This window comes from Pseudomonas sp. J380 (genome assembly GCF_009827115.1).
Classification (GTDB): domain Bacteria; phylum Pseudomonadota; class Gammaproteobacteria; order Pseudomonadales; family Pseudomonadaceae; genus Aquipseudomonas; species Aquipseudomonas paracarnis.
In genome coordinates this window covers 2636448-2650557 of the sequence record NZ_CP043060.1, presented here as the reverse complement: position 1 = coordinate 2650557, position 14110 = coordinate 2636448, and the positions used below count along the sequence as shown (strand labels likewise).

Sequence of the window (14110 nt, the reverse complement as noted above, 5' to 3'; positions counted from 1 at the left end):
TTCGATTGAAAAAACTCATCGAAGGGCGGAGAAAGGAAGAATTATGAACAAAGGTGAATGTATCGGTCTTGTTCAGGGCGTCATCGCGGGCAAGCCCGGCTCCCACATTTGATCGCATTTCAAATTGTGGGAGTCGGGCTTGCACGCGATGACGCCTGAACCGGCGTTAAACGACTTCCAGCCGCACCTTGTGCTCATTCAGCACTTGCACCAAGGCCGGCACCGGCTGCTGGTCAGTCACCAGACAGTCCACCAGGCTGATCGGCCCCAGGCGAATCATGGCATTGCGCCCGAATTTGCTGGAGTCCGCCGCCAGGATCACCTGCCGCGCATTGGCGATGATTGCCTGGGAAACCCGCACCTCCTGGTAATCGAAGTCCAGCAGGCTGCCGTCCTCGTCGATCCCGCTGATGCCCACCAGGGCAAAGTCGACCTTGAACTGGTTGATGAAGTCGACACTGGCCTGGCCCACCACACCACCGTCACGGCGCACATTGCCGCCGGTGAGCAACACATCGAAGTCGTCCTTGGCACTGAGCATGGTGGCGACGTTGAGGTTGTTGGTGATGATTTTCAGGTGGCTGTGATTGAGCAGCGCACGGGCGATGGATTCGGTGGTGGTGCCGATGTTGATGAACAGCGAGGCATGATCGGGAATCTGCGCGGCGATGGCTTCACCGATGCGTTGCTTCTCGTCGCGCATCTGGTCGGCACGCATGGCGTACGCGGTGTTCTCGACACTGGAGTCATAGGCTGCGCCGCCGTGGTAGCGGCGCAACAGGTTGGCGTCCGCCAGCTGGTTGATATCGCGGCGGATGGTTTGCGGGGTGACAACGAATAGCTGCGCCATTTCCTCGATACTGACGTACCCGCGTTCGCGGACCAGTTCGAGGATTTGTTGTTGGCGGGGAGGCAGATTCATGGGGCGTCCTTTGGGCTGCCATACAAAAGTGGCCCATGATGACGCAGGAATCCGCTCCCTGCCAGTTACACCTGCCGTAAGCCAACACTTGGCTTATTCGGCGCCTTCGTGCGGCTCCCAGTCACGGGTGCGGCTCACAGCTTTTTGCCAGCCGGCGTAGAGTTTCTCTTTGGCCGCCTCATCCAGCTGTGGCTCGAACTCGCGCTCGATTACCGCCTTGCCGCGCAACTCGTCCAGGCTGCCCCAGAAGCCACACGCCAGGCCCGCCAGGTAGGCCGCGCCGAGGGCGGTGGTCTCGCGCATTTGCGGGCGTTCTACCTGGGTGCCGAGGATGTCGGCCTGGAATTGCATCAGGAAGTTGTTGGCAACCGCGCCGCCGTCCACGCGCAGGGCCTTGAGGCGTTCGCCCGAGTCCTGTTGCATGGCGTCGAGGACGTCGCGGGTCTGGTAGGCAATCGACTCCAGGGCTGCGCGAATAATGTGGTCTACGCGTACGCCACGGGTCAGGCCGAACAGTGCGCCACGGGCATACGGGTCCCAGTAGGGCGCGCCGAGACCGGTGAAAGCGGGTACCAGGTACACGCCGTTGCTGTCCTTGACCTTGCCGGCAAAGTATTCGGTGTCGTGGGCATCGTTGATGATCTTCAGCTCGTCACGCAGCCATTGCACGGTGGAGCCGCCGTTGAAGACCGCGCCTTCCAGGGCGTAGGCCACCTCACCGCGTGGGCCGCAGGCGATGGTGGTGAGCATGCCGTGCTTGGATTTCACCGCTTTGTCGCCGGTGTTCATCAGCAGGAAGCAGCCGGTGCCGTAGGTGTTCTTGGCCTGGCCCGCTTCCACGCACATCTGGCCAAACAGGGCCGCTTGCTGGTCGCCGGCAATGCCACCGATAGCGATGCCGCTCTTGGTACGGCCATAGATTTCCGACGACGACTTCACTTCAGGGAGCATTTCCCGTGGGATGTCGAGAATCTCCAGCATCTTCGCATCCCACTCCAGGGTGTGGATGTTGAAGAGCATGGTGCGCGACGCGTTGGTGTAGTCGGTGACATGGGTCTTGCCGCCGGTAAATTTCCAGATCAGCCAGCTGTCGACGGTGCCGAACAGCAGTTCGCCATTGCGCGCACGTTCGCGACTGCCTTCGACGTTGTCGAGGATCCACTTGAGCTTGGTGCCGGAGAAGTACGGGTCGGTCACAAGGCCCGTGGTGTCGCTGATGTATTGCTCATGGCCGTCGCGCTTGAGCTGCTGGCAGATCTCGGTACTGCGGCGGCACTGCCAGACAATAGCGTTATAGATCGGGCGGCCGGTGATCTTGTCCCAGACCACCGTGGTTTCACGCTGGTTGGTGATACCGATGGCGGCCACCTGGTCATGGTGCAGGCCGGCCTGCGCCAGCGCTTCGACCATCACCGCGCTCTGGGTGGCGAAGATTTCCATCGGGTCATGTTCAACCCAGCCAGCCTGCGGGTAGTGCTGGACGAATTCACGCTGGGCGGTACACACCACGTTGGCGTCACGATCGAAGATGATCGCCCGGGAACTGGTGGTGCCCTGATCAAGGGCAATGATGTAGTTCTTATTCTGAAGGTCGGTCATGTCAATTGCCTTGGACGAAATAAGGAAGTCAGAAATCAGCCTGGGCCGCGAAGGGCAGGGGACCAGGCTGGCGCTTTCAGGAAATACGAGTCTTGCCGTTGACAGCCGTGTCAGGTCTTTCTTCAGCGATAGCCGGTGCGGCGCTCGGCAGGTGGCGAGCAATCAGCCCGCGATAGGCCGCAGCGCCCAGGCATGCGCCGACAATCGGAGCGAAAATCGGCACCAGGAAATAAGGAATATCGCGACCGCCAGTAAAGGCCATTTCACCCCAACCGGCGAAAAAGGTCATCAGCTTGGGACCGAAATCCCGTGCCGGGTTCATCGCAAAGCCAGTCAACGGGCCCATGGCGCTGCCGATTACGGCGATCAGCAAACCGATCAGCAGGGGGGCCAGGGGGCCGCGTGGCAGGCCGTTGTTATCATCGGTCAGAGCCATGATCACGCCCATCAGGATGGCGGTGATGACCATCTCCACCAGGAATGCCTGGGCCGTGCTCAGCAGCGCATGGGGATAGGTGGAGAACACCGACGCCAATTCCAGGCTGGCTTGGGAGCCGCGGACCATGTGGTGAGTTTGTTCGTAATCGAAAAACAGATTGCTGTAGAGCGTGTACACCAGGGCGGCGGAGCAAAAGGCGCCGGCGACCTGGGCAAGAATATAGAAGGGCAGTTTGCGCTTTTCAAAATCGGCAAAGATGCACAGGGCGATACTGACCGCCGGGTTGAGGTGAGCCCCGGAAATACCGGCACTCAGGTAGATCGCCATGCTCACGCCGACCCCCCAGATGATACTGATTTCCCATAAGCCAAAGCTCGCACCCGCGACCTTGAGCGCGGCGACGCATCCTGTACCGAAGAAGATCAGCAGCGCGGTGCCCAGGAATTCGGCCATGCATTGGCTCGAAAGTGAAGGCTGTTGAAGAGCAGTTGTCATGGAAAACCTCAATTGTTGTTCTTGTCTTGCGCACGGCCTCAACGGGCAGTTGCGCGATATTCACCACGAGAAGGATCCCCATCCTGGATCGCGGCTTACTGCGGAGTACCAGAGGATTATTCCTACGGTATTCGGAAACGAAAAAATATAGACAAGAATGACCGCTGTCAAAGGTCGAAAGTGAACCATTGGTCATTTCCGAACTATTGGTGTGGTGAATGATCATGGCCAAGGCGCGTTGCTTTTGCGGTGATAGGTCTGTGCTAGAGCGTTTTAGGTAGGCTTGGCCTAGAATTGGCCATCAGTTTGCCCGCCCGGAGCCGTTATGACCCCTGCATTGGACCTGTTGAAAAAAGTTCGCGCCGAACATCATGTGCATAGTTATGAACATGATCCCAAGGCAGCCTCGTATGGGCTGGAGGCCGCGGAAAAATTGAGCCTGGACCCGGCCCAGGTGTTCAAGACGCTGCTGGCGAGCAGTGAGAAGGGTGAATTGTTGGTGGCGGTTGTGCCGGTCGTCGGAAGTCTGGACTTGAAAGCCCTGGCTCATGCTGCGGGTGTGAAGAAAGTCGAAATGGCTGACCCGGCAGCGGCGCAGCGTTCCACGGGTTATCTGTTGGGCGGCATCAGCCCGCTGGGTCAGAAGAAGCGGCTGCGCACGTTTATCGATGAAACGGCGCAACCCTTTGCAACGATTTTTGTCAGCGCGGGCAGAAGAGGATTGGAAGTTGAATTGCCAGCGGCGGTGTTGGCTGAACACACCCAGGCCAAATTCGCACCGATCGGGCGGGCCTGATATTCATTCTTTGAAGTCTATGAGGATCAAATGTGGGAGCTGGCTTGCCTGCGATAGCATCAACGCGGTGTAACAGATAACCCGAGTTGTCTGCATCGCAGGCAAGCCAGCTCCTACATCCCGACCCGGTTTTATCAGTGAGCGACGCTGTGGCGGCGCACGCCTGACTCAACAGCAGGAATTTGCGCCGCTGTGCTGCCGGATGCCTGGAACACCACCAAATGCTCAGCCGCCACACGAATCCCCACCTCCGCGCCCACTTGGTGATCGGCATGGCTGGGGAAAATCGACTCCAGCTGAGCGCCGGTCGGCAGCTGTAACCGGTACAGCGTTGAGGCGCCGAGGAAGGTCTTGCCGACGATCCGGGCTTTCAACGCGCTGTCCGGCGCATACACGATATCGTCCGGGCGCAGCAGCACGTCCACCGCAGCGCCGGTCGGCAAGGTGTAGGCACGGTTGCCGCGCAGGTCGCCCAGTTCAGTGCTGACCGATTCGGGCGAGTTCAGCCGACCACGGATGAAATACCCTTGGCCGATGAAACTGGCGACGTAAGGCGTCTGCGGTTCGTGATAGAGGTTGTAGGGCGTGTCCCACTGCTCAAGGCGGCCTTCCTTGAAGACCCCGACGTGATCGCTGACGGCGAAGGCCTCTTCCTGATCATGGGTTACCAGGATCGCGCTGGTGCCGCGAGCCTTGAGGATGTCGCGTACTTCATGGCTGAGCTTGCGGCGCAGTTCGCCATCGAGGTTGGAAAAGGGTTCATCCAGCAACAGCAGTTGCGGCTCCGGCGCCAGGGCCCGGGCGAGAGCGACGCGTTGTTGCTGACCACCGGAAAGCTCATGGGGGAAGCGCTTGCCCAGGTTCTTCAAGTTGACCAGTTCCAGCAACTCGGCAACTACGCGCTCTTTTTGCGGGTGCTTGCGAATGCCAAAGGCGATGTTGTCAGCCACGCTCAGGTGCGGGAACAACGCGTAGTCCTGGAACACCATGCCGATACGACGTTTTTCCGGGGCGAGGGTGAAACCGGCACGGGAGATGACTTCGCCCGCCAGGCTGATTTCGCCTTCATGCACCGGCTCAAAGCCAGCAATCGCGCGCAGGGTAGTGGTCTTGCCACACCCTGAAGAGCCGAGCAGGCAACCGATATCGCCGGCGTTGAGGTGCAGGTTGAGGTTCTGCACGACGCGCTGGTCTTGATAGCCGCATGCCAGATTGCGCAGGTTCAGCAGTAATGACTGGCTCATGCGTGGTGGTACGACGGTGGTACGAGGAATTCGAGCAAGGCTTTTTGCGCATGCAGGCGGTTCTCGGCCTGATCCCACGCGACTGAGCGCGAATCGTCGAGCAGGTCCTGGCTGATTTCTTCGCCCCGGTGGGCGGGCAGGCAGTGCATGAACAGCACGTCTGGCGCGGCCAGGTCGAGCAACGCACGGGTCACCTGGAACGGCGCGAACTGGGCCAGGCGCTTGGCGGTTTCGTCTTCCTGGCCCATGGAGGTCCAGACGTCGGTGCTGACCAGGTGCGCGCCGACCACTGCGTCTTTCGGATCGCGCAGCAGTTGCACACGGCCATCGGCCTTGGCCATGAACTCGGCGCTGGGCTCGTAGCCTTCAGGGCAGGCGATGCGCAGGTGGAAGTCGAACTGGATCGCCGCTTCTATATAGCTGTTGCACATGTTGTTGCCATCGCCGATCCAGGCCACGGTCTTGCCTTGGATCGAGCCACGGTGCTCGAGGAAGGTTTGCATGTCGGCCAGCAACTGGCAGGGGTGCAGGTCATCGGACAGGCCGTTGATCACGGGCACACGGGAGTTGGCGGCAAATTCGGTCAAGGTGCTGTGGGCGAAGGTACGGATCATCACGGCATCGAGCATGCGCGACATCACGATGGCGCAATCGCTGATCGGCTCACCACGGCCCAATTGGGTGTCGCGCGGTGACAGGAAGATGGCCTGGCCACCCAGCTGGATCATGCCGGCTTCGAACGACAGGCGTGTGCGTGTCGAGGACTTTTCGAAAATCATCCCGAGTACCCGGTTTTTCAACGGCTCAAACAGTACACCGCGGTTACGCAGGTCTTTAAGCTCAATGCCTCGACGGATCACGCTGACCAGCTCTTCGGGCGTGCAATCCATCAGGGAGAGAAAGTGCCTTGCGCTCATCATTAACTACCTTTTGCAACAGACCGCAGATACTCAAAGCCTTGTTTATTGCGACAACGGGCGAGACCTGCGGCGAAAGCCGCACGGGGCGACGAAATAGGGGAAGACGCGATATTGACATTAAATGTCGCGTTTTACCAATAGGGCTACGGCTTTAGGGGTGTTCAAGCAGGGCGCTGGCGCGCGTTTGAAGACGAATTCCTGACAGCAGCGAACCATTTGTACACTGGCGTCCAGGCCTTTTGCAATGCGCGGGGGCGGGCTTGGGCCAGGTCGCGTCGGTTTCAGCGCCTGCTGACAAGGTTTCTGAAACATTTGCTCATGCTTAGCCATGCCCAGGCCTATGCCCGTTGATTCACAACGCGAAGGTTGCTGGCGCGCCAAGTGGTCGCGGCCCATAGTTGAGTCAAAGCCCCTATAAAAGAGACTGGCCATGACCAAGACTCTCCACCACCGTGCCTGCCAGCTGTGCGAAGCCATCTGCGGCCTCACCCTGGAAACCACCCAAGCCGAAGACGGTAGCCTGGCGATCACCTCGATCAAGGGCGACCCTCTGGACAGTTTCAGTCGCGGCCACATCTGCCCCAAGGCGGTGGCCCTGCAGGACATCCAGAATGACCCGGACCGCCTGCACCAACCCATGCGGCGGGTGGGCAGCGAATGGCAGCCGATTGGCTGGGATGAAGCCTTTGCCCTGGTGGCCGAGCGGCTTGCGGGTATCCGGGCGCGGCATGGGCAGAACGCGGTGGCGGTGTATCAGGGCAACCCAAGCGTGCATAACTATGGGTTGATGACCCACAGCAACTACTTTCTAGGGCTGTTGAAGACGCGCAATCGTTTTTCCGCGACCTCGGTAGACCAACTGCCTCATCACCTCACCAGTCACCTGATGTACGGCCACGGCCTGTTGTTGCCCATACCCGATATCGACCAGACCGACTTCATGTTGATTCTCGGCGGCAACCCGCTGGCTTCCAATGGCAGCATCATGACCGTGCCCGATGTGGAGAAACGCCTCAAGGCCATCCAGGCGCGGGGCGGAAAAGTGGTGGTGGTCGACCCTCGGCGCAGCGAGACGGCAGCCATCGCGGACCAGCATGTGTTCGTACGCCCCGGCGGCGATGCGGCATTGTTGTTTGGGGTGCTCAACACTTTGTTCTCCGAAGCGCTGACACGCGAAAGCCATTTGCCGGTGCAAGGCCTGGATGATGTACGCAAGGCGATTGCCGGCTTCGATGCCGAGGCCATGAGCCGCCAGTGTGCGGTGCCTGCCGAGCAGATTCGCCAGTTGGCCAGGGACTTCGCCGGCGCTGACAAGGCCGTCTGTTATGGCCGCATGGGGGTCTCGACCCAGGCGTTTGGCACGCTGTGCCATTGGCTGGTGCAACTGATCAACCTGGTGACCGGCAACCTGGACCGTGTCGGCGGCGCGCTCTGCACCAGCCCCGCGGTGGACCTGGTGGCCTCCACCAGCGGCGGCCATTTCAACCGCTGGCAGAGCCGCGTGTCCGGGCGGCCGGAGTACGGCGGAGAACTGCCGGTGTCAGCCCTGGCCGAAGAAATGCTGACCGAGGGTGAAGGGCAGATCCGCGCCCTGGTGACGGTGGCCGGCAACCCGGTACTGTCCACGCCTAACGGCCGCCAATTGGAACAAGCCCTGGACGGGTTGGAGTTCATGGTCAGCATCGACCTGTATATCAACGAGACCACGCGTTATGCCGACCTGATCTTGCCCTCCACCTCGGCGCTGGAAAACGATCACTACGACACTAGCTTCAATTTGTTCGCGGTACGCAATGTCACACGCTTCAATCGCGCCATCCTGCCCAAGCCTGAGGGTGCGTTGCATGACTGGGAGATCTTTGTCGGCCTGGCCAAGGCGTTTGCGGCGCACACTGGCGCGGTGCTCAAGCCCACCCTGCCACCGGCACAGATGATCGACTTCGGGCTGCGTGCGGGTGCCTATGGTGACGCATCCAGTCATAAACTGTCGGTGGCGATGTTGGCGGATCATCCCCATGGCGTCGACCTGGGGCCGCTCAAGCCCAACCTCGTGGCACGTTTGAAAACCGCGGATGGCAAGGTGCAAGCGGCACCGGCCGTGATCCTGGCAGACCTGGCGCGTTTCGCCGCGCAGCCGGTGCCGGTGGCCGACGAACTGCTATTGATTGGCAGGCGGCATGTGCGCAGCAATAATTCCTGGATGCATAACTATCACCGACTGGTGAAGGGTAAGCCACGCCATCAACTACTGATGCACCCCGATGATCTGGCTAGCCGTCAGTTGAGCGATGGCCAGCGGGTGCGGGTGAGTTCGCGTATCGGTATGGTCGAGGTGGAAGTAGCGGCCAGCACGGACATGATGCCGGGTGTGGTCAGCCTGCCTCACGGCTGGGGCCACGGTCGTCCGGGCGTGCAGATGAGCATCGCGAGCAGCCAGCCGGGGGCGAGTGCCAATGACTTGACCGACGAGCGGCAATTGGACGAGTTGTCGGGTAATGCGGCGCTCAACGGCGTACCGGTGAAGGTGGCGGCGGCCTGAGCATCCTGCTGGATTTTTGCGTTACAATGCGCCACCGTGCCGACCCGTGAGTCGCAAAGTTCCTGCAGAGGTGTTCCATGGATATCATCGAAACGATCAAAGAGCAGATTGCCAACAACACCATTCTGCTTTACATGAAGGGCGCACCTAACGCGCCTCAGTGCGGTTTCTCCGCAAAAGCGTCCCAGGCTGTGATGGCATGTGGCGAGAAGTTCGCTTACGTGGATATCCTGCAAAACCCTGAAATCCGCGCCAACCTGCCAAAGTACGCCAACTGGCCGACTTTCCCGCAGTTGTGGGTAGCCGGTGAGCTGGTTGGCGGTAGCGACATCATCACTGAAATGGCAGCTGATGGCTCGCTGCAAGCGCTGATCAAAGACGCAGCGCAAAAAGCAGCAGTCAAGACTGACGCCTAATTGGCGAGCAATAAAAAGCCCCGCTTCTCTGGTGAGAGCGGGGCTTTTTTGTGCCTGAACGCTACGGGTTATTCACCCATCTGCGATTGCAGGTAATTCTCCAGGCTGACCTTGTCGATCAGGCCCAACTGGGTTTCAAGCCAGTCGATATGCTCTTCCTGATCTTCCAGGATATCTTCCAACAGTTCACGGCTGCCGAAATCGCCCTTGGTTTCGCAGTGAGCGATACCAGCCTTCAGGTCGCTGTGGCTCTTGCGCTCAAAGCCCAGGTCGCTGCTGATCATTTCCTGGGTGTGCTCGCCGATGTTCAGCTTGCCCAGGTCCTGCACGTTCGGCAGGCCTTCCAGGAACAGGATGCGCTTGATCAGCGCGTCGGCGTCCTTCATGGCCTTGATCGATTCTTTGTATTCACGCTTGCCGAGCTTTTCCAGGCCCCAGTCATCGTACATGCGCGCATGCAGGAAGTACTGATTGATCGCGACCAGTTCATTGGCAAGGATTTTGTTGAGTTGCTGGATGACTGAGATGTCGCCTTTCATGACTGGGGTCCTGCCCTGTAATAGCTGTGTATAGGGCGGAGTCTGAGCGGTGAAAATCCTAGTGTCAAACCTAAGTTATTGAATAATAAATGAAAATTAATCGGAATAAGAATGTTTGTGTTCCGCGTCTTGGCGCTAACTAATTGAATTACAGGCATAAAAAAACCGGACACAAGGTCCGGCTCTTTAAAACATGCCTATCAGGCGTGTGTAAATTCTGTCGAGTAGGGGAGTGCGGCCTGGGCTGTTTGCAGCTGCGTCAGGGTTTCCCGTACCACTTGCTTGGCCAGGCAAGCACATTTGCCGCACTGGCTGGCAACGCCGGTGGTTTCACGCACTTCTTTGTAGCTGCAGCAACCTTCATAGATTGCTTCGCGGATTTGTCCGTCGGTGACGCCAGTGCAGAGGCAGACATACATAAGTGAGAACCGTCGCGGGTTTATGGCTTAAGTGCGATGGATCTTAATGTTAACGAGAATGATTGTCAAAATAGTTTCAGCAGCAATCCGGGGGGAATTGCCCGTGCGCTGACGAACGGTTTTTTCGGTGTATGATGGTCGGTCTTCACGAAGCGTGATTGCGTCATATTTCTGTCTGTTTCCACAGGCAGACTCGACCGGTCCTTTTACTTCAATCGTCACCCCTATATCAGGAGATATCCAATGAGCGTACTCGTCGGTAAACAAGCCCCGGATTTCGACGTACCAGCCGTCCTCGGCAATGGCGAAATCGTAGACAGCTTCAAGCTGTCTGAAGCCATCAAAGGCAAATACGGCCTGGTGTTCTTCTACCCGCTGGACTTCACCTTCGTCTGCCCTTCAGAGCTGATCGCCCTGGACCACCGCATGGACGATTTCAAAGCGCGCAATGTTGAAGTGGTCGCGGTTTCCATCGACTCCCATTTCACCCACAACGCCTGGCGCAACACCGCCATCAACGACGGCGGCATCGGCAAAGTCAAATACACCATGGCTGCCGACATGAAGCACGACATCGCCAAGGCCTACGACGTTGAGTCCGAAGGCGGCGTGGCGTTCCGTGGCGCGTTCCTGATCGACGACAAGGGCGTTGTGCGCTCGCAGATCATCAACGACCTGCCGCTGGGCCGTAACATGGAAGAGCTGATCCGCCTGGTCGACGCGCTGCAATTCCACGAAGAGCACGGCGAAGTCTGCCCTGCCAACTGGAAAAAAGGCGACAAAGGCATGAACGCTTCGCCAGAAGGCGTTGCGGCTTACCTGACCGAGAACGCTGGCAAGCTGTAAGCCAACGTCACGGTACAAAAAAACCGGCCTGAAAAGGCCGGTTTTTTTATGCGCGGGATTTGCCTTCAGTCGTTGAAGTCTTCCCAGCCGCCCATCTGTTTCCAGCGGTTGACGATGCCGCAGAACAGCTCGGCGGTCTTCTCGGTGTCGTAGCGGGCCGAGTGGGCTTCACGCCCGTCAAAGTCGATACCGGCCGCCTGGCAGGCTTTGGCCAGAACGGTCTGACCGTAGGCCAGGCCGGCAAGCGTTGCGGTGTCGAAACTGGAGAACGGATGAAACGGGTTGCGCTTCATGTCCAGCCGCGCCACGGCGGCGTTCAGGAAGCCCAGGTCGAAACTGCTGTTGTGGCCGACCAGGATCGCACGTTTGCAGCCATTGGCCTTCAACGCCTTGCGCACGCCACGGAAGATATCGGTCAGCGCCGCTTCTTCACTTACCGCCATACGCAGTGGGTGGTCGAGTTTGATCCCGGTGAATTCCAGGGCAGCGGCTTCGATATTGGCGCCTTCAAACGGCTCGACGCGAAAGAAATGGGTGTGCTCCGGGTACACAAAGCCCTGTTCGTCCATGCCGATGGTGGTTGCGGCAATTTCCAGCAAGGCATCGGTGGCGCAGTTGAAACCACCGGTTTCTACGTCGATGACGACCGGCAGATAGCCGCGAAAACGCTCGGCCATCGGATGGCGCGAGCCGCCACCGCCGTGCTCTTGTTCGTCGTCGTAATGGTCTTCACTCACTTGCTTTCCTCCAGCAGGCGCCAGCGCAGTGTTTCACCGGCGCGCAGCGGGATAACGGTCAGCTCGCCAAACGGCAGGCTGGCAGGGGCGGTCCAGTCTTCACGGACCAGGGTAATGCGGTCGGTATTCGCCGGCAGGCCGTAGAAACGCGGGCCGTTGAGGCTGGCGAAACCTTCGAGTTTGTCCAGCGCGTTACGCTGTTCGAACGCTTCGGCGTACAACTCGATGGCGGCAAACGCGGTGTAGCAGCCGGCGCAGCCGCATGCGGCTTCCTTGGCGTGCTGGGCGTGTGGCGCAGAGTCGGTGCCGAGAAAGAACTTCGGGCTGCCGCTGGTGGCGGCATCCAGCAGCGCCACCTGGTGGGTATTGCGCTTGAGAATAGGCAGGCAATAGAAATGCGGCCGAATCCCGCCCACCAGCATGTGGTTGCGGTTGTAGAGCAGGTGATGAGCGGTGATGGTCGCGCCAACGTTGGCCGACGCTTCGCTGACGAACTGCACCGCATCGGCGGTGGTGATGTGTTCAAACACCACTTTGAGCGTAGGGAACAACTCGACCACACGACGCATGTGTTCATCGATGAAGATTTTTTCGCGATCGAACACATCCACGTCGCCACGAGTGACTTCCCCGTGGATCAGCAATGGCATGCCGACCTCCGCCATGGCTTCAATCGCCGGCAGGATCTTGTCGATACTGGTTACACCGGAATCGGAGTTGGTGGTCGCACCTGCCGGGTACAGCTTGGCGGCGTGCACATAACCGCTGGCCTTGGCTTCACGAATTTCTTCAGGCTGGGTGCGGTCGGTCAGGTAGAGCACCATCAACGGTTCGAAGCGGCTGCCGGCCGGTCGTGCAGCGAGGATGCGCTGGCGATAGGCGTCGGCTTCTGCGGCATTGCGCACCGGAGGTACCAGGTTAGGCATGATGATGGCACGGCCAAACGTGCGGGCCACATCGGCCACGGTTTGGGGTAACGCAGCACCATCGCGAAGATGAATATGCCAGTCGTCGGGACGCAGCAGGGTCAGGCGGTCGGACATTGGGGATTCCAGGCGGGTCAATCTGGTGGGAATGCTACCGGAAAAGACTCTTGCAGGCACTCGCTATCAAGTTTTGCCGGATGCTACCGATATCTCCGGGTATGCCTTAACGATGTATGACGCTTTGAAGTGTTGTAGAAACCAGTGGAGCCTCCCGTGCGCCAGTATTGTCTAGCCCTGCTCAGTGTGTTCGCCAGCCTGCCTGCGGCGGCCCTCACGTTCCAGACACGTCTGGAGAATATTGAGTGGAAGGTAGAGGGCGATCAGTTCGAGTGCCGCCTGACCCAGCCGATCACCGATTTCGGTTCCGGTGAGTTCGTGCGCCGGGCCGGTGAGCAGGCAACGTTTCGTCTGAAAACCTATGGCGGCACTCTTGGCGCCGGCTCGGCAACCTTATTGGCCGCGGCCGCGCCGTGGCAGCCGGGCCGAGGTGATATCAACCTTGGGGCCGTGCGTGTCGGCAGCGGCGACGTCCTGTTCAATAGCTCCCAGGCCCAGGCCGGCCGCCTGTTCACGGGTTTGCTTGAAGGGCGCAGCCCGACCGTGCGGCATTACGGGCGTCAAGGCGGCTACTCGGAAATTCGCCTGCTGCCTGTGAAGTTCAACAAGGCGTACAACGATTATCAGGTGTGCACCACCAAGCTGCTGCCCATGAATTACGACCAGGTCAAACAGACTGAAGTGGGCTTCCCCGGTGGTGGTATTGAGCTGGACGCGGCGGCCAAGAAGAAGTTGTCGGTGATCCTGGTATTCATGAAAGCCGATCCCACGGTCAATCATGTCGAGTTGAACGGTCATTCCGATAACAGTGGCAATCGCCTGACCAACCGTGACGTCTCACGGCGCCGCGCCCTGGCGGTGATGGACTACTTCAAGGCCAACGGCATTCAGGAATCGCAAATCACGATGCGCTTCCATGGCGAAAGCTACCCCTTGGCGCCCAACACTAATGCCACCAACCGTGCGCGTAACCGCCGTGTAAATATTCAGCTTGAGCGGGTGGCTGCCCCAGAGAAACCGGCGCCTCAGGCCACTGCGCCGAGCAACTCGGCGGCTACCTCATAAGAGGCGACCATCGGTCGCCCACTCGACATAATCTGTCGCTTTATCTTCATTTGCTGTCGCGCCCCTGTAATTTCACGGTTTTGATCGGTAG

At 59.3% G+C, this 14110-nt stretch carries 14 protein-coding genes; 5 read left to right on the top strand and 9 right to left on the bottom strand.

What is annotated here, in order from left to right; genetic code table 11:
* Window positions 1-166: 166 nt before the first annotated feature.
* From FXO12_RS12010 to FXO12_RS12000, 3 genes are all read right to left on the bottom strand, one after another.
* On the bottom strand, window positions 167-922 hold the full coding sequence (locus FXO12_RS12010) for a DeoR/GlpR family transcriptional regulator (RefSeq protein WP_003188962.1): 756 nt from the start codon (window positions 920-922) through the stop codon (window positions 167-169).
* 93 nt (window positions 923-1015) lie between these two features.
* The gene (glpK, locus tag FXO12_RS12005) at window positions 1016-2521 is read right to left on the bottom strand and encodes a glycerol kinase GlpK (protein WP_032893327.1); all 1506 of its coding nucleotides are present in this window, start codon (window positions 2519-2521) and stop codon (window positions 1016-1018) included.
* A gap of 76 nt (window positions 2522-2597) precedes the next feature.
* Entirely contained in the window at window positions 2598-3455 is an 858-nt protein-coding gene (locus FXO12_RS12000; RefSeq protein ID WP_160049679.1) for an MIP/aquaporin family protein, read from the bottom strand.
* A gap of 325 nt (window positions 3456-3780) precedes the next feature.
* Between FXO12_RS12000 and ybaK the strand changes: the two genes are divergently transcribed.
* Window positions 3781-4251, top strand: coding sequence for a Cys-tRNA(Pro) deacylase (gene ybaK / locus FXO12_RS11995; protein WP_054897716.1), 471 nt, complete (start codon window positions 3781-3783; stop codon window positions 4249-4251).
* A gap of 134 nt (window positions 4252-4385) precedes the next feature.
* Here ybaK and FXO12_RS11990 read toward each other — a convergent pair whose 3' ends face one another.
* Both FXO12_RS11990 and argF read right to left on the bottom strand, forming a co-directional pair.
* Window positions 4386-5495, bottom strand: a complete 1110-nt coding sequence (locus FXO12_RS11990) for an ABC transporter ATP-binding protein (protein ID WP_034126462.1) — start codon at window positions 5493-5495, stop codon at window positions 4386-4388.
* Window positions 5492-6412, bottom strand: a complete 921-nt coding sequence (gene argF / locus FXO12_RS11985; RefSeq protein ID WP_034126463.1) for an ornithine carbamoyltransferase — start codon at window positions 6410-6412, stop codon at window positions 5492-5494. The genes FXO12_RS11990 and argF overlap by 4 nt, the downstream gene beginning before the upstream one ends.
* Before the next feature lie 433 nt (window positions 6413-6845).
* Here argF and FXO12_RS11980 point away from each other — a divergent pair, with 433 nt between their 5' ends.
* Window positions 6846-8954, top strand: coding sequence for a molybdopterin oxidoreductase family protein (locus FXO12_RS11980; RefSeq protein ID WP_057976054.1), 2109 nt, complete (start codon window positions 6846-6848; stop codon window positions 8952-8954).
* A gap of 77 nt (window positions 8955-9031) precedes the next feature.
* Window positions 9032-9370, top strand: a complete 339-nt coding sequence (gene grxD / locus FXO12_RS11975) for a Grx4 family monothiol glutaredoxin (protein WP_054898038.1) — start codon at window positions 9032-9034, stop codon at window positions 9368-9370.
* A 68-nt stretch (window positions 9371-9438) separates the two neighbouring features.
* Here grxD and bfr read toward each other — a convergent pair whose 3' ends face one another.
* Together bfr and FXO12_RS11965 are read right to left on the bottom strand one after the other, a co-directional pair.
* On the bottom strand, window positions 9439-9909 hold the full coding sequence (gene bfr, locus FXO12_RS11970) for a bacterioferritin (protein ID WP_054898039.1): 471 nt from the start codon (window positions 9907-9909) through the stop codon (window positions 9439-9441).
* A gap of 200 nt (window positions 9910-10109) precedes the next feature.
* On the bottom strand, window positions 10110-10328 hold the full coding sequence (locus FXO12_RS11965; protein WP_017526354.1) for a bacterioferritin-associated ferredoxin: 219 nt from the start codon (window positions 10326-10328) through the stop codon (window positions 10110-10112).
* Window positions 10329-10571: 243 nt separating this feature from the next.
* Here FXO12_RS11965 and FXO12_RS11960 point away from each other — a divergent pair, with 243 nt between their 5' ends.
* Window positions 10572-11174, top strand: a complete 603-nt coding sequence (locus tag FXO12_RS11960) for a peroxiredoxin (RefSeq protein ID WP_003172097.1) — start codon at window positions 10572-10574, stop codon at window positions 11172-11174.
* 65 nt (window positions 11175-11239) lie between these two features.
* On the opposite strand, the gene rnt is transcribed toward FXO12_RS11960, so the two are convergent.
* Together rnt and pyrC are read right to left on the bottom strand one after the other, a co-directional pair.
* Window positions 11240-11911: a ribonuclease T gene (rnt, locus tag FXO12_RS11955; RefSeq protein WP_003188980.1), complete on the bottom strand. Its 672-nt coding sequence runs from the start codon at window positions 11909-11911 to the stop codon at window positions 11240-11242.
* Entirely contained in the window at window positions 11908-12954 is a 1047-nt protein-coding gene (gene pyrC / locus FXO12_RS11950; RefSeq protein ID WP_032893318.1) for a dihydroorotase, read from the bottom strand. Before pyrC ends, rnt begins: the two co-directional genes overlap by 4 nt.
* 156 nt (window positions 12955-13110) lie before the next feature.
* Here pyrC and FXO12_RS11945 point away from each other — a divergent pair, with 156 nt between their 5' ends.
* A complete protein-coding gene (locus tag FXO12_RS11945; RefSeq protein WP_054898040.1) occupies window positions 13111-14019 on the top strand; it encodes an OmpA family protein in 909 nt (302 codons plus the stop codon).
* The last annotated feature ends 91 nt before the right edge of the window (window positions 14020-14110 follow it).

Coding starts and splice junctions, on each gene's coding strand:
- FXO12_RS12000 (WP_160049679.1), bottom strand. CDS start 3,455: ATGACAACTGCTCTTCAACAGCCTTCACTTTCGAGCCAATGCATGGCC.
- glpK (WP_032893327.1), bottom strand. CDS start 2,521: ATGACCGACCTTCAGAATAAGAACTACATCATTGCCCTTGATCAGGGC.
- ybaK (WP_054897716.1), top strand. CDS start 3,781: ATGACCCCTGCATTGGACCTGTTGAAAAAAGTTCGCGCCGAACATCAT.
- FXO12_RS11990 (WP_034126462.1), bottom strand. CDS start 5,495: ATGAGCCAGTCATTACTGCTGAACCTGCGCAATCTGGCATGCGGCTAT.
- grxD (WP_054898038.1), top strand. CDS start 9,032: ATGGATATCATCGAAACGATCAAAGAGCAGATTGCCAACAACACCATT.
- FXO12_RS11980 (WP_057976054.1), top strand. CDS start 6,846: ATGACCAAGACTCTCCACCACCGTGCCTGCCAGCTGTGCGAAGCCATC.
- FXO12_RS12010 (WP_003188962.1), bottom strand. CDS start 922: ATGAATCTGCCTCCCCGCCAACAACAAATCCTCGAACTGGTCCGCGAA.
- FXO12_RS11965 (WP_017526354.1), bottom strand. CDS start 10,328: ATGTATGTCTGCCTCTGCACTGGCGTCACCGACGGACAAATCCGCGAA.
- FXO12_RS11960 (WP_003172097.1), top strand. CDS start 10,572: ATGAGCGTACTCGTCGGTAAACAAGCCCCGGATTTCGACGTACCAGCC.
- pyrC (WP_032893318.1), bottom strand. CDS start 12,954: ATGTCCGACCGCCTGACCCTGCTGCGTCCCGACGACTGGCATATTCAT.
- argF (WP_034126463.1), bottom strand. CDS start 6,412: ATGAGCGCAAGGCACTTTCTCTCCCTGATGGATTGCACGCCCGAAGAG.
- bfr (WP_054898039.1), bottom strand. CDS start 9,909: ATGAAAGGCGACATCTCAGTCATCCAGCAACTCAACAAAATCCTTGCC.